The 16907-nt window shown below is 72.5% G+C and carries 15 protein-coding genes; 11 read left to right on the top strand and 4 right to left on the bottom strand.

Features of this window, described 5'->3' with window-relative positions; genetic code table 11:
• Window positions 1-148 precede the first annotated feature (148 nt).
• The 4 genes from J1M44_RS01185 to sdhC all read right to left on the bottom strand — a co-directional run bounded on the left by J1M44_RS01185 (window position 149) and on the right by sdhC (window position 3692).
• A complete protein-coding gene (locus J1M44_RS01185) occupies window positions 149-940 on the bottom strand; it encodes a succinate dehydrogenase iron-sulfur subunit (RefSeq protein ID WP_036381948.1) in 792 nt (263 codons plus the stop codon).
• On the bottom strand, window positions 940-2727 hold the full coding sequence (gene sdhA / locus J1M44_RS01180) for a succinate dehydrogenase flavoprotein subunit (RefSeq protein ID WP_049161370.1): 1788 nt from the start codon (window positions 2725-2727) through the stop codon (window positions 940-942). The genes J1M44_RS01185 and sdhA overlap by 1 nt, the downstream gene beginning before the upstream one ends.
• A 77-nt stretch (window positions 2728-2804) precedes the next feature.
• A complete protein-coding gene (locus J1M44_RS01175) occupies window positions 2805-3284 on the bottom strand; it encodes a succinate dehydrogenase hydrophobic membrane anchor subunit (RefSeq protein ID WP_206480397.1) in 480 nt (159 codons plus the stop codon).
• Window positions 3285-3287: 3 nt separating this feature from the next.
• Window positions 3288-3692, bottom strand: coding sequence for a succinate dehydrogenase, cytochrome b556 subunit (sdhC, locus tag J1M44_RS01170; RefSeq protein WP_073115981.1), 405 nt, complete (start codon window positions 3690-3692; stop codon window positions 3288-3290).
• Window positions 3693-3939: 247 nt separating this feature from the next.
• Between sdhC and J1M44_RS01165 the strand changes: the two genes are divergently transcribed.
• The 11 genes from J1M44_RS01165 (at window position 3940) to J1M44_RS01115 (ending at window position 16662) form a co-directional block, all read left to right on the top strand.
• A complete protein-coding gene (locus J1M44_RS01165) occupies window positions 3940-5091 on the top strand; it encodes a mannose-1-phosphate guanylyltransferase (RefSeq protein WP_060775495.1) in 1152 nt (383 codons plus the stop codon).
• Window positions 5092-5152: 61 nt separating this feature from the next.
• The gene (locus J1M44_RS01160; protein WP_095695386.1) at window positions 5153-6409 is read left to right on the top strand and encodes an amidohydrolase; all 1257 of its coding nucleotides are present in this window, start codon (window positions 5153-5155) and stop codon (window positions 6407-6409) included.
• Between the two features lie 145 nt (window positions 6410-6554).
• Complete coding sequence (locus J1M44_RS01155; RefSeq protein ID WP_095695387.1) at window positions 6555-7712, top strand: BMP family lipoprotein; 1158 nt, start codon at window positions 6555-6557, stop codon at window positions 7710-7712.
• A gap of 126 nt (window positions 7713-7838) precedes the next feature.
• Window positions 7839-9437, top strand: coding sequence for an ABC transporter ATP-binding protein (locus J1M44_RS01150; RefSeq protein WP_206480396.1), 1599 nt, complete (start codon window positions 7839-7841; stop codon window positions 9435-9437).
• Entirely contained in the window at window positions 9434-10813 is a 1380-nt protein-coding gene (locus J1M44_RS01145) for an ABC transporter permease subunit (RefSeq protein WP_206480395.1), read from the top strand. The genes J1M44_RS01150 and J1M44_RS01145 overlap by 4 nt, the downstream gene beginning before the upstream one ends.
• Window positions 10810-12117, top strand: coding sequence for an ABC transporter permease (locus J1M44_RS01140; RefSeq protein ID WP_206396103.1), 1308 nt, complete (start codon window positions 10810-10812; stop codon window positions 12115-12117). The genes J1M44_RS01145 and J1M44_RS01140 overlap by 4 nt, the downstream gene beginning before the upstream one ends.
• Before the next feature lie 2 nt (window positions 12118-12119).
• Window positions 12120-12551 carry a cytidine deaminase gene (locus tag J1M44_RS01135; protein WP_126860831.1) on the top strand — a complete coding sequence of 144 codons (432 nt, stop codon included), beginning with the start codon at window positions 12120-12122 and terminating at the stop codon, window positions 12549-12551.
• Between the two features lie 74 nt (window positions 12552-12625).
• Entirely contained in the window at window positions 12626-13960 is a 1335-nt protein-coding gene (locus J1M44_RS01130; RefSeq protein ID WP_002856560.1) for a thymidine phosphorylase, read from the top strand.
• 4 nt (window positions 13961-13964) lie between these two features.
• The gene (locus J1M44_RS01125; protein ID WP_002856558.1) at window positions 13965-14612 is read left to right on the top strand and encodes a DedA family protein; all 648 of its coding nucleotides are present in this window, start codon (window positions 13965-13967) and stop codon (window positions 14610-14612) included.
• 24 nt (window positions 14613-14636) lie between these two features.
• Window positions 14637-15848 (top strand): adenosine deaminase, encoded by a 1212-nt coding sequence (locus J1M44_RS01120; protein ID WP_206480394.1) that lies wholly within the window; start codon window positions 14637-14639, stop codon window positions 15846-15848.
• A gap of 7 nt (window positions 15849-15855) precedes the next feature.
• Window positions 15856-16662: a MazG nucleotide pyrophosphohydrolase domain-containing protein gene (locus J1M44_RS01115; protein WP_206480393.1), complete on the top strand. Its 807-nt coding sequence runs from the start codon at window positions 15856-15858 to the stop codon at window positions 16660-16662.
• Window positions 16663-16907: the final 245 nt, after the last annotated feature.

Below are 16907 nucleotides of genomic sequence, written 5' to 3'. Positions count from 1 at the left end.
CGTCCCCGCGCTGAGGCCCGCACACACGCCGCTACGCCGGGCCGGTGACGGCGCGTCTGCGGGCCTCGGCGGAAGGGGCACCCCCTCCACGACGACGGCGGCCCGCCTCCTCGCGTGAGGAGACGGGCCGCCGTCGTGGTGCGGGGGATCAGAACTGGCGGGCCAGGATGGCCTGCTTCACCTCGGCGATCGCCTTGGTCACCTGGATGCCGCGGGGGCACGCGTCGGTGCAGTTGAAGGTGGTGCGGCAGCGCCACACGCCCTCCTTGTCGTTCAGGATCTCCAGGCGCATGTCACCGGCCTCGTCACGCGAGTCGAAGATGAACCGGTGCGCGTTGACGATGGCGGCCGGGCCGAAGTACTGGCCGTCCGTCCAGAACACCGGGCAGGACGAGGTGCACGCGGCGCACAGGATGCACTTGGTGGTGTCGTCGTAGATCGCCCGGTCGGCTTGGGACTGGTAGCGCTCCTTGGTGGGCGCGTGGCCCTCGGCGACCAGGAACGGCATGATCTCGCGGTAGGACTGGAAGAACGGGTCCATGTCCACGATCAGGTCCTTCTCCACCGGCAGGCCCTTGATGGGCTCCACCAGGATGGGCTTGGACAGGTCGAGGTCCTTCAGGAGCGTCTTGCAGGCCAGCCGGTTGCGGCCGTTGATGCGCATGGCGTCGGAGCCGCACACGCCGTGGGCGCAGGAGCGGCGGAACGACAGGGTGCCGTCATGGTCCCACTTGACCTTGTGCAGGGCGTCCAGCACGCGGTCGGTGCCGTACATGGTCAGGCGCCACTCGTCCCAGTAGGACTCCTCGGAGGACTCCGGGAGGTAGCGGCGGACCTTGAGCACGATGTCGAAGCTCTCGACCTCGCCTGCGCCGCCGCCGGCGGACTGGGTCTGCGCCTGGGCCACGGGGGCCTCGGTCTCGGTTGCTGAGTGGCTCATCAGTACTTACGCTCCATCGGCTGGTAACGGGTCACGACGACGGGCTTGGTCTCGAAGCGGATGCCCTTGACGCCCTCCATCTCCGCGGTCTCGTCACGGTAGATCATGGTGTGCGCCATGAAGTTCTCGTCGTCGCGGTCGGGGTAGTCCTCGCGGTAGTGGCCTCCGCGGGACTCCTTGCGGCCCAGGGCCGCGAGGGTCATCGCCTCGGCGATGTCCAGGAGGTAGCCCAGCTCCATGCCCTCGAGCAGGTCGAGGTTGAAGCGGTGGCCCTTGTCCTGGACGGACACGTTCTCGTAGCGCCCGCGCAGCTCCTCGATCTTGGCCAGTGCGCGGCGGATCGAGTCCTCGTCGCGGAAGACCTGCATGTCCGCGTCCATGGACTCCTGGAGCTCGGCGCGGATGTCCGCGACGCGCTCGGAGCCGGTGGCGGAGCGCAGGTTCTCGATGTGCTCCACGGTCGGCAGCTCGCCGCCCTCGGGCAGCTCCACCCAGTCCGCCTGCGTGGCGTACTCGGCGGCGTAGATGCCGGCGCGGCGGCCGAACACGTTGATGTCCAGCAGCGAGTTGGTGCCCAGGCGGTTGGACCCGTGCACGGACACGCAGGCCACCTCACCGGCGGCGTACAGGCCCGGCACGACGGTGTCGTTGTCCTGGAGGACCTCGGCCTTGATGTTCGTGGGGATGCCGCCCATGAAGTAGTGGCAGGTGGGGAACACCGGCACCGGCTCCGTGTAGGGCTCGACGCCCAGGTACGTGCGGGCGAACTCGGTGATGTCCGGGAGCTTCTCGTCGATGTGCGAGGGCTCCAGGTGCGTCAGGTCGAGCAGCACGTAGTCCTTGTTGGGGCCGGCGCCGCGGCCCTGACGGACCTCCTCGGCCATGGACCGGGCCACGATGTCGCGCGGGGCGAGGTCCTTGATGGTGGGGGCGTAGCGCTCCATGAAGCGCTCGCCGTCCGCGTTGCGGAGGATGCCGCCCTCGCCGCGTGCGGCCTCGGAGAGCAGGATGCCCAGGCCGGCCAGGCCGGTCGGGTGGAACTGCACGAACTCCATGTCCTCGAGCGGCAGGCCCGCGCGGTAGGCGATGGCCATGCCGTCGCCGGTGAGGGTGTGGGCGTTCGAGGTGGTCTTGTACACCTTGCCGGCGCCGCCGGTGGCGAAGATGACCGACTTGGCCTGGAAGACGTGGATCTCGCCGGTGGCCAGCTCGTAGGAGACGACGCCGGCGGTGCGCTTCTGCTTGTAGGCGGTGCCGTCCTCGCGCACGGCGTCCTCCTCCACCAGCAGCAGGTCGAGCACGTAGAACTCGTTGAAGAACTCCACGTTGTGCTTGACGCAGTTCTGGTACAGCGTCTGGAGGATCATGTGGCCGGTGCGGTCCGCGGCGTAGCAGGCGCGGCGCACGGGCGCCTTGCCGTGGTCACGGGTGTGGCCGCCGAAGCGGCGCTGGTCGATCTTGCCCTCGGGGGTGCGGTTGAAGGGCAGGCCCATCTTCTCGAGGTCCAGCACCGCGTCGATGGCCTCCTTGGCCATGACCTCCGCGGCGTCCTGGTCCACCAGGTAGTCGCCGCCCTTGACGGTGTCGAACGTGTGCCACTCCCAGTTGTCCTCCTCGACGTTGGCGAGGGCCGCGCACATGCCGCCCTGGGCCGCGCCGGTGTGGGAACGCGTGGGGTAGATCTTGGTGAGGACGGCGGTGTGCGCGCGCTGACCGGCCTCGATGGCCGCGCGCATGCCCGCGCCGCCGGCGCCGACGATCACCACGTCGTACTTGTGCACCTGCATTCAGGTCTCTCTTTCTGGGTGTCTGTGACGCGGCGGCCGCTCGGGCCGGCCGCACCGCAGGGTGAGCGTTTCCGGGGTCAGCCGCAGAAGGCCGGGGAGCCCTCGAGCAGGGCGCCGGAGGCGTCCACCATGCAGGGATCGAAGGTGAAGATCACCAGGGTGCCGAGGATGATGACCACGGCCGTGGCGATGTACAGGATCATCGTCAGCCAGAACCGGCCGGTGCCGCGACGGGTGTAGTCATTGATGATCGTGCGCACGCCGTTGGCGCCGTGCAGCATGGCCAGCCACAGGAGGGCCAGGTCCCAGAACTGCCACAGCGGGTGCGCCCACTTGCCGGCCACGAAGCCGAAGTCGACGGCGTGGATGCCGTCGCCCACCAGCAGGTTGGTGGTCAGGTGCACGGCGATCAGCACGACGAGGAAAACGCCCGAGATGCGCATGAACAGCCAGGCGAGCATCTCGAAGTTGCCGCGGCCGCCGCCGTCGCGCGTGTACTTGGGGTCCAGACGGCGGCTGCGGGGCGCCGCGATGGTGGTCTCAGCGGTGGTGCTCATGGCTCAGTGACCTCCGAGTGCGAGGCTGAAGTGACGGATGGCGAAGCCCAGGGTCAGGACGGCCCACAGCCCCAGCACGATCCACAGCAGGGTCTTGTGGTGCTGGGTGCCGCCCTTCCAGAAGTCGACCAGGATGATGCGCAGGCCGTTCAGGGCGTGGAAGATGATCGCCGCGACGAGGCCGGCCTCGCCGAGCGCGAAGTACCACGTCTTGTACGAGCCGATCACGGCGTCGTAAGCCTCGGGGGAGACCCGGACCAGGGCCGTGTCCAGCACGTGGACGAGCAGGTAGAAGAAGATGACGACGCCGGTGACGCGGTGGCCCACCCAGGACCACATGCCGCCGTGGCCCCGGTACAGGGTTCCGCGGCCGTTCTTGGCCGGGGCCTGCGCAGTGGCGCTAGACACGGTTGATACCTCCAGGGGGAATGCACGATCCCGGTCCTCCGCCGTGGGACGACGACGGGCAGGGGCGTGTGCGAGTGGATTCCTCCGCCTAGGGTAGACCCTTCCCGCGCCTCCGTGCCCGATCGGGGACCCGGGCGACCACTGTGACGCGTGCGGCGCCCCGCCGCCGTCCTGTTCGGTCTGGGCTGTGCCCCGCCTGGGACGCGTCGAGTGGTCCCCCGTCCGGACGGTTCCGTAGTCTGGGCCGGTGAGCACCGATCCGAACCTGACCGATGCCCCGCGCGAGGCCGCGCCGGGCACGGCCCTGTCCCGCTTCCACGCCGTGATCCCCGCCGGGGGCGTGGGCACCCGCCTGTGGCCCCTCTCGCGGGCCGCCGCCCCGAAGTTCCTCCACGACCTCACCGGCTCGGGCCAGACCCTGATCCGTGCCACGTGGGACCGTCTGGCGCCCCTGGCCGCGGGCATGCTCGTGGTGACCGGGGAGGCCCACCGGGAGGCGGTGTGCATGCAGCTGCCGGATCTGGCGGAGACGGATCTGGTGCTCGAGCCCTCGCCCAAGGACTCCGCGGCCGCCATCGGCCTGGCCGCGGCGATCCTCTCCCTGCGTGACCCGGACACGATCATGGGCTCGTTCGCGGCGGATCAGGTGATCTCCCCGGTGGAGGTCTTCCAGGACGCGGTGCGGCAGGCCGTCGAGACGGCGGCCACCGGCCGGATCGTGACCATCGGCATTGAGCCCACGCACGCGGCCACGGGCTTCGGCTACATCCGCCGGGGCCGCCGCCTCCGCGTGGCCGGCGCTCCGGACGCGCATGACGTCGCCGCGTTCGTGGAGAAGCCGGACCTGAAGGTCGCCCAGCAGTACGTGAAGTCCGGCCGCTACCTCTGGAACGCGGGCATGTTCGTGGCGCCCGTGGGCCTCATGCTGGCCCACCTCGAGGAGAACGAGCCCGCGCTGCACGCCGGCCTGATGGAGATCGCCCGCGCGTGGGAGACGCCGGAGCGGGACGAGGTCATGGCCCGGGTGTGGCCCGAGCTGACGAAGACCGCCATCGACTACGCCGTGGCCGAGCCCGCCGCCGCCGTCGGCGACGTGGCCGTGATCCCCGGCTCCTTCACGTGGGACGACGTGGGGGACTTCGCGGCGATCGCCCGCCTGAACCCGGTCAAGGACGCCTCCGGCATCACGGTGATCGGGGACACCCCGCGCGTGTACTCGGACGACGCGTCCGGCGTCGTGGTGACGGACACGAAGCGCGTCATCGCCTTGATCGGCATCGAGGACGTCGTCGTGGTGGACACCGAGGACGCGCTGCTGGTCACCACCACGGAGCACGCCCAGGAGGTCAAGAAGGCCGTCGAGGCGCTCAAGGCGGAGGGCGTGGACGAGGTCCTCTGACCGTGTCCCCGGCCGGGTCCGGCCCCCACCGACCGGCACCCCCGGAGTAGGGTGCTGGGCCATGACCACCTCCGACTCCGTGCTGACCGGGCCCCGTCCGACGTCCGTCCCCTCGGTGGGCCCCGTGGTGGCCGAGCTCGAGGACGAGATCGTGTCCTTCCGCCGGGACCTGCACCGGCATCCCGAGCTCTCCTATGAGGAGTACCGCACCACCGACCGCATCGTGGAGCTGCTCTCCGGCTACGGGCTCTCGCCCGTGCGGATGGAGTCCACGGGCGCCTACGTGGACGTCGGGGAGGGGCCGGTGGTGCTGGCCCTGCGCGCGGACATCGACGCGCTGCCGGTCGAGGAGGAGACCGGCCTGCCCTACGTGTCCGTCAATGACGGCGTCGCGCACGCGTGCGGCCACGACATGCACACCGCCGTCATGGCGGGTGTGGCCGTCGCCCTCGGCCGCATCCTCCGCGGGGCCACCGCCGACGCCGACCTGCGCGCGGCCGGCGAGCGGGTCCACGGCACGGTCCGCGTCATCTTCCAGCCCGCGGAGGAGCGGCTGCCCGGCGGCTCCCTGGCCGTGCTGCGTCAGGGGATCCTCGACGACGTGCCCCGCATCCTGGCGGCGCACTGCGACCCCCAGGTCGATGTCGGCTCGATCGGCACCCGCATCGGCGCCATCACCTCGGCGGCGGACACGATCCGGATCACCCTCACCGGACGCGGGGGGCACACCTCGCGGCCTCACCTCACCGAGGACATGGTCTTCGCCCTGTCCCAGATCGCCGTGAACGTGCCCGCCGTGCTCTCCCGGCGGATCGACGTGCGTTCGGCCGTCTCCGTGGTGTGGGGGCAGATCGCCGCCGGCAGCGCGCCCAACGCGATCGACAACACCGGCTACCTGGCCGGGACCATGCGCTGCCTCGACGCGGACGTGTGGGAGGAGGCCGGTGCGCTGCTCGACGAGGTGGTCCGGCAGGTCGCCGCGCCGTACGGCGTGCACGTGCAGCTCGAGCACGTGCGCGGCGTCCCGCCGGTGCACAACACCGAGGGCGAGACGGCGCTGATCGAGACCGCGGCGCGGCGGGAGCTCGGCTCGCGGGCGATCCTCCTGACCCCGCAGTCGATGGGCGGCGAGGACTTCGCCTGGATGACCCAGCAGGTGCCCGGCTCCATGCTGCGCCTCGGCACCCGGTCCCCGGGTGGCCCCATCTACGATCTGCACCGCGGGGACTACGCGCCGGACGAGCGGGCCATCGGCGTGGGCATGCGGGTCTTCACCGCCGCCGCGCTGCAGGTGCTCACGGGCGAGGACCACCACTGACCCCGCCGCCCGCCCCCGCCGGAGGGGACGGGCCAACCGTTCGGTAGACTCGCGCTCATCCGGACGGGGCCACCCGCACGGGCCCCGTCTTTCCGCGGCCAGCGGCCACGAACCTCGCACCCTGCCTTCCGAAATGAGGACCCCCATGGGCATCGCCACCCCGTCGGCCGCGCGCCGCCGTCGTCTCCTGCTCCCCGCCGCCGCGCTCGGCGTCTCCGGCCTGCTGCTGACCGCCTGCGGCGCCCCGCCGGAGCAGTCCGAGGCCTCGGGCTCCGGCGCCGCCGAGAGCGAGGCCATCGCCACGGTGGACGGCGTCGGCTCGGACAACAAGGACTACAAGGCCTGCATCGTCTCGGACGAGGGCGGCTTCGACGACCGCTCCTTCAACCAGTCCTCCTACGAGGGCCTCAAGGCCGCCGAGAAGGCCTACGGCATCACCACCAGCGAGGCCGAGTCGAACGAGCCCAGCGAGTACACCCCGAACGTGACCGCCCTGGTCAACGCCGACTGCGACGCCGTCATCGGCGTGGGCTTCATGCTCGGCAAGGCGATGCTGCCGGTCTCCGCGCAGAACGCCGAGACCCACTTCTTCGGCGTGGACGTCACCGACGGCGACTTCAGCGACAACTTCCAGAAGCTCACCTACGACACCGCGCAGGCGGCGTTCCTGGCCGGCTACCTGGCCGCGGGCACCACCGAGACCGGCACCGTGGCCACCTACGGAGGGGCCGAGTTGCCCACCGTCACCATCTTCATGGACGGCTTCGCCCGCGGCGTGGCGCACTACAACGAGGTCAAGGACAAGGACGTCAAGGTCCTGGGCTGGGACAAGGACGCGAAGACCGGCTCCTTCACGGGCGACTTCAAGAACGTGGCCAACGGCAAGACGAACACCGCCAACTTCATCAACGAGGGCGCGGACATCGTGATGCCGGTGGCCGGCCCCGTGGGCCTGGGCACCCTGGACGCCGTCCGCGAGGCGAACCAGGGCGGCAAGGACGTCAAGGTCATCTGGCCGGACTCGGACGGCTACGAGTCCACCAAGGACGGCAACCTGATCCTCACCTCGGTGAAGAAGAACATGGGCCAGTCCGTCTCCGACGTGATCGCCGCGGACCTGAAGGACGAGTTCTCGGCCGAGCCCTACGTGGGCACGCTGGAGAACAAGGGCGTCGAGCTGGCCCCGTTCCACGACTTCGAGGACACGGTGCCGCAGGAGCTCAAGGACGAGCTCAAGGACCTCGAGGCGAAGATCATCTCGGGCGAGCTGAAGGTCGGCTCGGAGTACTCCCCGGAGGCCTGACCCGCCTCGCCATCGCCGCAGGGCCGGCCCGGACCCCTCCGGACCGGCCCCGCGGCGCGCGGGCGCCCGGCCCGCCCCCGCCGCCGAGCGCGGCACCACGAGCATCGACCAGACGGAAGGCCCTCGATGAGGCTCGAACTGCGCGGGATCACCAAGCGCTTCGGCTCGTTCGCCGCGAACGAGGACGTGAACCTGACCGTGGAGTCGGGGCGGGTGCACACCCTCCTCGGCGAGAACGGCGCCGGCAAGTCCACCCTGATGAACGTCCTCTTCGGGCTCTACGAGCCCACCGAGGGGGAGATCCTGCTCGACGGCGAGCCCGTCCGGTTCTCCGGTCCCGGTGAGGCCATGCGCGCGGGCATCGGCATGGTGCACCAGCACTTCATGCTCGTGCCCGTCTTCACGGTGGCCGAGAACGTGGCCCTCGGCGACGAGCACACCCGCGCCCTCGGCGTGCTCGACCTCGAGGCCACCCGCCGGCGGATCCGGGAGATCTCCGCCCAGTACGGCTTCGACGTGGACCCGGACGCCGTCGTCGAGGACCTGCCCGTGGGCGTGCAGCAGCGCGTCGAGATCATCAAGGCCCTCGTCCGCGATGCGCGCATCCTCATCCTGGACGAGCCGACCGCCGTGCTCACTCCGCAGGAGACCGACGAGCTGCTCGGCATCATCCGCCAGCTGCGCGCGGACGGCACGGCGATCGTGTTCATCTCCCACAAGCTGCGCGAGGTCAAGGCCGTCTCGGACGACATCACCGTGCTGCGCCGCGGCCGCGTGGTCGGCACGGCGGACCCCTCCGCCGAGGCCGCCGAGCTGGCCGCGCTCATGGTGGGCCGGAGCGTCGTCCTCGAGCGGCGCAAGACGGCCCCGACCCTGGGGGAGGAGACGTTCCGCGTCGAGGACCTCTCCGTGGTCTCGCCCACGGGCCAGGTGCTGCTGGACGCCGTGTCCTTCGCCATCCGCCAGGGTGAGGTCCTCGCCGTGGCCGGTGTGCAGGGCAACGGGCAGACCGAGCTGACCGAGGCGATCATGGGCCTGGTCAAGGCCACCGGCTCCGTCACCCTGGACGGCCGGGAGCTGATCGGCCGGTCCACCCGCCAGATCATCCGCTCCGGCGTCGGCTTCGTGCCTGAGGACCGCTCCACGGACGGGCTCGTCGGCCCGTTCTCCGTGGCGGAGAACATGGTGCTCAACCGGTACGACGTCGCCCCGGCCGGCAACGCCGTGCAGATGCGCCCCGCCGCGGTGCGGGCGCTCGCCGAGCGCCGCGTGGCCGAGTTCGACGTCCGCACCCAGGGCGTGGACCTGCCGGTCTCCTCCCTCTCGGGAGGCAACCAGCAGAAGGTCGTCATGGCCCGCGAGCTCGTGGACGGGCTGCGCCTGTTCATCGCCTCGCAGCCCACGCGCGGCGTGGACGTCGGCTCGATCGAGTTCCTGCACGACCGGATCATCGCCGAGCGCGACGCCGGCACCCCCGTGCTGATCGTCTCCACCGAGCTGGACGAGGTCCTCGAGCTGGCCGACCGGATCGCCGTGATGTACCACGGGCGGATCGTCGGCATCGTGCCGGGGGACACCTCGCGCGAGACGTTCGGCCTCATGATGGCCGGCCAGACCCCCGACGACGCGGCCCTCGCCTCCGGCGCGGACGTCGCCGCGGGCACGCCCGGCGCCGCCGGCGCGGCGCCCGCCGCCCACCCCACCACGGAAGGAGAGCGCCCGTGAGCACCGCCGTCCGGCCCGCCCCCGCCGACTCCGCCCTGCGCCGGATCCTCTCGGGCAACGGCACGGTCACCGCCCTGGCGATCCTGCTGTCCCTGCTGATCTCCGGCCTGCTGATCATCGCCGTGGACGAGGACGTCCGCGACGCCGCCGGCTATTTCTTCGCCCGCCCGGGCGACCTGCTCTCCGCCGCCTGGGCCGCGTTCGCCGGAGCCTTCGCGGCCCTGTTCCGCGGCGCCGTCTTCAACTACCGGGCCTCGGACGCGACGGGCATGCTCTACCCGCTCACCGAGACCCTCACCGTGGCGACCCCGCTGATCATCATCTCGCTGGGCATCGCCATCGCCTTCCGGGCGGGCCTGTTCAACATCGGCGGCCAGGGCCAGTTCATCTTCGGCGCCATGTTCGCCACGTGGTTCGGCGTGCACCTGCACCTGCCGCCCGGCGTGCACCTGCTGCTCGTCGTCGTGATGGGCGTGCTCGGCGGCGTGCTGTGGGGCTCCGTCGTCGGCGTGCTCAAGGCCTGGACGGGCGCGCACGAGGTGATCCTCACGATCATGCTCAACTACGTGGCGGTGAACCTGCTCGCGTACCTGCTGAACACCCCCATCCTGCGGGCGCCCGACACCACGAACCCGGTGTCCGCTCCGCTGGACCGCTCCGCCATGTTACCGCGGCTGCTGGGGACCGACTTCCGGCTGCACTGGGGCTTCTTCGTCGCGCTGCTGGCCGTGCTCTTCACGTGGTGGCTGATGCAGCGCTCCACCCTCGGCTTCCGCCTGCGCGCCGTGGGCGCCAACCCGGACGCCGCCCGCACGGCCGGCATCTCCGTGAAGGGCTCCTACGTGGCCGCCATGGCGATCTCCGGCGGCCTCGCCGGCCTGGCCGGCGCCACCCACGTGGCCGGCACGGAGAGCACGCTGAACACCTCCGTGGCCGGGTCCTTCGGCTTCGACGCGATCACGGTGGCCCTGCTCGGCCGGTCCCACCCGGTGGGCGTGCTGTTCGCGGGTCTGCTCTTCGGCGCCCTGCGCGCCGGCGGCGTGACCATGCAGACCGAGACCGGGGTGCCGGTCGACATCGTCCTCGTGGTGCAGTCCGTGATCGTGCTGCTCATCGCAGCCCCGCCGCTGGTGCGTGCCATCTTCCGACTGCCCGCCCCGGGCGCCGCCCGCGCCCGCCGCGCCGCCGACCCCGTGACCCAGCCCGCCGTGGCCGGCGCCGCGCTGACCGGCGCCGGCGGCCACGCCGCCGCCCCGTCCACGGGCGTCCAGGAGGCCGCGGCCGCCGCCGTCGCGGACCCGCAGGCTCCGACCACCCAGCCCACGGACGCCGCCCCGACCCATCGCCCGCACGAGCAGAAGGGGGACGCCCGATGAGCGCGACCGCCGCCCGGCCCCACGCCGACGTCGTCCGCCCCGAGGCCGCCGAGCCCGCCCGGGTCGTGGTCCGGCACTGGACCACCCCGATCGCCCTGACGGCCCTGACCCTGCTGGCCCTGGCCGTCTTCGCCCTCGGCGCCCCCGAGGCGACGGCGACCTTCCGGCTCTCCCACGCGTCCGACGCCGTCGTGCTCCCGGACCTGACCGCCGAGCCCGTGCTGGGGGGCTGGCTGCTCGTCGGGCTCATGGCGGTGCTCACCGTGGTGGCCTGGCTGGCGACCCTGCGCTCGGGGCGCACCCCCGGCTGGGCCGCCGCCCTGTTCGCCGTCGCGTTCGTGGCCGCGTTCCTCATCTGGGTGATCGGCTCGGCGGACAACACCACCGTGTTCCTCACCGGCCTGATCGCCGGGTCGTTCGCACTGGCCGTCCCGCTGATCTTCGGCTCGATGGCCGGCATCCTGGCCGAGCGTTCGGGCGTGGTGAACATCGCGATCGAGGGTCAGCTGCTGGCGGGCGCGTTCACGGCCGCCGTCGTCGGCACCGCCACCGGCTCGCCCTGGGCGGGCCTGGCCGCCGCCATCGTGGCCGGCGTCCTCGTGTCCTGGCTGCTCGCCGTGTTCTCGATCAAGTACCTGGTCAACCAGGTGATCGTCGGCGTCGTGCTCAACGTGCTCGTGGCCGGCCTGACGAGCTTCCTGTACTCCACCGTCCTCACGGGCGGGGACACCGAGCTCAACGCGCCGCCGCACTTCCCGAACCTGCGGATTCCGGGCCTGGCGGACATCCCCGTGCTCGGGCCCATTCTGTTCGACCAGACGATCCTGGGCTACGCGATGTACCTGCTCGTGATCGCGCTGTGGTTCGCCCTGTTCCGCACCCGCTGGGGCCTGCGCGTGCGCGCCGTGGGCGAGCATCCCAAGGCCGCGGACACCGTGGGCATCGACGTGAACCGCACGCGGTACGCCGCCGTCCTGCTGGGCGGTGCGGTGGCCGGCATGGGCGGGGCGTTCTTCACGCTCGTCTCCGCGTCGTCCTTCACCAAGGAGATGACGGCGGGCCAGGGCTTCATCGCGCTCGCGGCCGTGATCTTCGGCCGCTGGAACCCGATCGGCGCGTTCTTCGCGGCGCTGCTGTTCGGCTTCGCCACCAACATGCAGTACGTCCTGGCGATCCTCGGCACCCCGGTGCCGAGCCAGTTCATGGCGATGCTCCCGTACCTCGTCACGGTGTTCGCCGTGGCCGGCCTCGTGGGCCGCTCGCGCGGCCCGGCCGCCTCGGGCGTGCCGTACGTGAAGGAGTAGCCGTGGCGGACGGGCAGCACACGACGACGGCGCCGCGCGTGGACTGGGACCGGCTGCGGGCCGCGGCCCTGGCCGCCACGGAGCACGCCTACGTGCCCTACTCGGGGTTCCGGGTGGGCGCCGCCGCGCTCACCGACGACGGCCGCCTCGTCTCGGGCTGCAACATCGAGAACGCGTCCTACGGGCTGACGCTGTGCGCCGAGTGCGCGCTGCTGGCGGACCTGCGCATGAGCGGGGGCGGCCGACTGGCCGCGTTCGTGTGCGTGGACGGCGAGGGCGTGCTCACCATGCCCTGCGGGCGGTGCCGCCAGCTGCTGTACGAGTTCCGCGCCCCCGGGCTCGTGCTGCTCACCTCGGCGGGGGAGCGGGGGATCGACGCGGTGCTCCCGGACGCCTTCGGCCCGGCCGACCTGGAGCGGGCGGACCGTCCCTGACGTGCGGCGCGCTCCCGGGCCCGCTCGCTAGAGTCGGAGGCTGACCGTCGCAGCCGTCCCCCGAGGAGACCCCCATGACCGCGCAGCCGCAGGCCGAGCCCTTCGACGCCGTCGAGGTGATCCGCACCAAGCGGGACCGGGGGACGCTGTCCCCCGAGCAGATCGACTGGGTGGTGGACGCGTACACCCGCGGCGTGGTGGCGGACGAGCAGATGTCCGCCCTGGCCATGGCGATCCTGCTCAACGGCATGGACCGCGCCGAGATCGCCCGCTGGACGGACGCGATGATCGCCTCGGGCGAGCGCATGGACTTCGGCGGGCTCACCACCCCGGACGGCCGCCCCCTGGCCACCGCGGACAAGCACTCCACCGGCGGCGTGGGGGACAAGATCACCCTGCCGCTGGCCCCCCTCGTGGCCTCCTTCGGGGTGGCCGTGCCGCAGCTGTCCGGCCGCGGCCTCGGCCACACCGGCGGCACCCTGGACAAGCTCGAGGCGATCCCCGGGTGGCGGGCCGACCTCAGCAACGAGGCGATGCTGCGCCAGCTCTCCGAGGTGGGCGCCGTGATCTGCGCGGCCGGCTCGGGCCTGGCCCCGGCGGACAAGCGTCTGTACGCCCTACGCGACGTCACCGGCACGGTGGAGGCCATCCCGCTGATCGCCTCCTCGATCATGTCCAAGAAGATCGCCGAGGGCACCGGGGCCCTCGTGCTGGACGTCAAGTGCGGCTCGGGCGCGTTCATGAAGGACGAGGCGTCCGCCCGCGAGCTGGCCCGGACCATGGTGGACCTCGGCCGGGACGCCGGGGTGGACACCTCGGCGCTGCTCACGGACATGTCCGTGCCCCTGGGCCGGACGGCCGGCAACGCCCTCGAGGTCCGCGAGTCGGTGGAGGTGCTCGCCGGCGGCGGCCCGGCCGACGTCGTGGAGCTCACCGTGGCGCTCGCCGCCGCGATGCTCGCCGGCGCCGGAGTCACGGACGTGGACCCGGCCGAGCACCTGGCCAACGGCCGGGCGATGGACGTGTGGAACCGGATGATCGAGGCCCAGGGCGGCGACCCGCGCGCGGCCCTCCCGACGGCGGCCCACACCGAGGACGTCGTCGCGGAGACGGACGGCGTCCTCACCGAGCTGGACGCGATGGCCGTGGGCCTGGCCGCGTGGCGCCTCGGCGCCGGGCGGGAGCGGCAGGGCCAGGCCGTCCAGGCCGCGGCCGGCGTCGAGGTGCACGTGCGCCCCGGTGAGCGCGTGGCCCAGGGTCAGAAGGTGCTGACCCTGCACACGGACACGCCGGAGCGCTTCGAGCGGGCGAGGGCCGCGCTCGCCGGCGGGTGGGCCGTCGGCGAGCTCGACGACGTCGACGCCCGGACCCTGCGCGAGCGCTCCGTGATCCTGGACCGGATCGGCTGACCGGATGCTCGCGTGGCTCGAGGAGGCGATCCTCCACGCCTCCGCGCAGTGGTGGGTCCTGCCGCTGACGCTGCTGCTGTGCCTGCTCGACGGAATCGTGCCGATCTTCCCGTCGGAGTCGGTGCTGGTGGCCCTCGGCGCGATCGTCCGCGACGGGCACCCGTTCTCCCTGTGGGCGCTGTGGGGGGTCGGCTTCGCGGGCGCGTTCCTGGGGGACGTGGCCGCGTACGCGATCGGCCGTGCCGTGGGCGTGGAGCGGTTCCGGTGGATGCGGCTGCGGCGGGTGCGGGCCACGGTCGAGGTCGCCCGGCACCACCTGCACAGCCACGGCGCGCTGCTGCTGTTCACCGCCCGGTTCATCCCCGGCGGCCGCGTGGCCCTGAACCTCACGGCCGGCGCCACCCGCTATCCGCCGGTGCGGTTCGTGGCGCTGGACCTGCTCTCCACGGCCAGCTGGGCCGCGTACTCGATCATGATCGCGCGCCTGACCGCGGGCTGGCTGGAGAATCCGGTGCTGCAGATCGCCGTCTCCGTGACGGGTGCCGCGCTCGTGGGCCTGCTGCTGGACCGTCTGCTCAAGGCCCTGCTGCGCCGCCGGCTGGGCTCCGGGGTGAAGGGCCTCACCCTGGCCGAGCAGGAGGCCCTGCGCTGAGCGCCCTGCCGTAGAGTGACGCCCGTGACGACGACGCAGCTTCCGGACACCGCATCCCCCTCCCCGCTCGAGGTCGACCTGGCCGTCCTGCCCAAGGTCTCCCTCCACGACCACCTCGACGGCGGCCTGCGCGTGGGCACCGTCCTCGACCTGGCCCGCGAGGCCGGCGTCGAGGTCCCCGCGGACACCGTCGAGGGCCTGGCCGAGTGGATCGCCGAGCACGCCAACGGCGAGTCCCTCGAGAAGTACCTGCAGGTCTTCGCCCTGACCACCGCCGTGATGCAGACCCGCGAGCAGCTGCGCCGCGTGGCCCGCGAGTTCGTCGAGGACCTGGTCGCCGACGGCGTCGTCTACGGCGAGATCCGCTGGGCCCCCGAGCAGCACCTGGCCGGCGGGCTGACCCTGGACGAGGCCGTCGAGGCCGTGCAGGCCGGTCTGGACGAGGCGGTCGAGGCCGCCGACGCCGCGGGCCACGTGATCCGCGTGGGACAGCTGGTCACCGCGATGCGGCACGCCGACCGGGCCCAGGAGATCGCCGAGCTGGCCGTGCGCCACCGCGAGGCCGGCGTCGTGGGCTTCGACATCGCGGGCGCCGAGGCCGGGTTCCCGCCCTCCCGCTTCGCCGACACCTTCACGTGGCTGGCCGCCCACCACCTGCCCGTCACCGTGCACGCGGGCGAGGGCGACGGCCTGGACTCCGTCCGCTCGGCCCTCGTGGACGGCCGAGCCCTGCGTCTGGGCCACGGCGTGCGCCTGGCCGAGGACATCTCGGTGGAGTACGGCGGCGTGGACGAGGACGGCGAGCAGCTGGACGAGCTGACCGGCCTCGTGGACCTGGGCGAGACCGCCGCGTGGGTGCGGGACCGGCAGATCGCCCTGGAGGTCTGCCCGTCCTCGAACCTGCAGACCGGCGCGGTGGACGCCTCGGCGGGCATCGCGGGCCATCCCATCGACCTGCTCGTGCAGCTCGGCTTCCGCGTCACCGTGAACACGGACAACCGGCTCGTCTCGGACGTGTCCCTGACCGACGAGCTCTACCTGCTCGCCGAGACCTTCGGCTACTCGCTCTCCGAGCTGCTGGACCTGCAACTCAACGCCGCCGAGGCCGCCTTCCTGTCCGTGGACGAGCGCGAGGACCTCGCCGAGATCCTCGTGGCCAGCTGGGGCGAGGTCATCTCCGGCGACGCCGTCGGCCCGGTCCTCGAGGAGCTGGACGACGAGGACGAGGACGACTGATCCGCCCGTGAGCGCGAGTGTGGACCGTCTGGTGGTGGTGGTCGAGGCCCTGCGCGACCACTGCCCCTGGACGGCCGCGCTCACGCACGCCGACCTCGCCGAGTACCTCGTGGAGGAGGCGTACGAGGCGGTGGCGGAGATCGAGTCCCGCGACGCCTTAGCATGGGCCGACGTGCCCGCGCGTCGGGCCGACGGCGCGTACCCCGCCCTGGCCGCCGAGCTCGGGGACGTCCTGTTCCAGGTGGTCCTGCACGCCGCCGTCTCCCGGGCGCCGGGCGCCCCGGCGGAGACGGCCGGGTTCCGCCTGGACGACGCCGCCGACGCCCTCACCGCCAAGATGATCCGGCGCAACCCGCTCGTGCTCACCCCCGAGGGCGGCCTGCGCCCGGCCGAGGAGCTCGCCGCCGTCACGCCCGAGGCCGTCGAGCTGGCCTGGGAGCGGGTCAAGGCGCGGGAGCGGGCCGCCGCGGGGCTCTCGCCCGCCGCCCCGGCCCACGACGACGGCGGCACCGGCCCGGGCCTCGACGTCGGCGACATCCCGGCCCGGCTGCCGGCGCTGGCCGCCGCCGCGAAGGTGGTCGACCGCACGGCCCGGCAGGAGGCGGACCCGCTCGCCGCGCACGTCCCCGCGCCGGCCGCCGAGGCGGGGGAGCGCCCGGCGGCGGTGTGGCCGGACGAGGCCGCGCTCGGGGCGGAGCTGTTCGCGCTGGTGCGCCGGGCCCGGGCGGCGGGGCTGGACCCCGAACGGGCCCTGCGCACCACGGTGGCGCGAGTGCGTGCGGGGGACTGGTCGGCGCTGCGTCCGTCCGGCTGACGCGGCGCCGCGCCGGCCCGGCCGCAGCCCCGACCGCGCCCCAGCGACATCGCAGCCGGGGGGAACGGCGGTCTTGTCGCCGGCGCGCGGCCGACCGGAACCGGAGGTCCCCGCTAGGTGTTGTGGGTCATGAGGTTCTTGACACGAGGCACGGGCTGAGATGAGACGAGCGGGCTCCGCCCCGCAGGATGGGAATTGCGACATCCACTCATCCGCGGAAGGAAGCCCGCTCGTGACTCACGCTA

The sequence above is a fragment of the Micrococcus sp. KRD128 genome, from assembly GCF_017168395.1.
Taxonomy (GTDB): domain Bacteria; phylum Actinomycetota; class Actinomycetes; order Actinomycetales; family Micrococcaceae; genus Micrococcus; species Micrococcus luteus.
The sequence above is the reverse complement of the archived record's forward strand: the minus strand, read 5'-3'. Positions and strand labels throughout refer to the sequence as shown.

Bases quoted from the DNA above. Each gene is read 5' to 3' on its own strand.
- J1M44_RS01160 (WP_095695386.1), top strand. From the start codon at position 5,153: ATGACCACCTCCGACTCCGTGCTGACCGGGCCCCGTCCGACGTCCGTC.
- J1M44_RS01185 (WP_036381948.1), bottom strand. From the start codon at position 940: ATGAGCCACTCAGCAACCGAGACCGAGGCCCCCGTGGCCCAGGCGCAG.
- J1M44_RS01155 (WP_095695387.1), top strand. From the start codon at position 6,555: ATGGGCATCGCCACCCCGTCGGCCGCGCGCCGCCGTCGTCTCCTGCTC.
- J1M44_RS01125 (WP_002856558.1), top strand. From the start codon at position 13,965: ATGCTCGCGTGGCTCGAGGAGGCGATCCTCCACGCCTCCGCGCAGTGG.
- J1M44_RS01130 (WP_002856560.1), top strand. From the start codon at position 12,626: ATGACCGCGCAGCCGCAGGCCGAGCCCTTCGACGCCGTCGAGGTGATC.
- J1M44_RS01175 (WP_206480397.1), bottom strand. From the start codon at position 3,284: ATGAGCACCACCGCTGAGACCACCATCGCGGCGCCCCGCAGCCGCCGT.
- J1M44_RS01150 (WP_206480396.1), top strand. From the start codon at position 7,839: ATGAGGCTCGAACTGCGCGGGATCACCAAGCGCTTCGGCTCGTTCGCC.
- J1M44_RS01140 (WP_206396103.1), top strand. From the start codon at position 10,810: ATGAGCGCGACCGCCGCCCGGCCCCACGCCGACGTCGTCCGCCCCGAG.
- sdhA (WP_049161370.1), bottom strand. From the start codon at position 2,727: ATGCAGGTGCACAAGTACGACGTGGTGATCGTCGGCGCCGGCGGCGCG.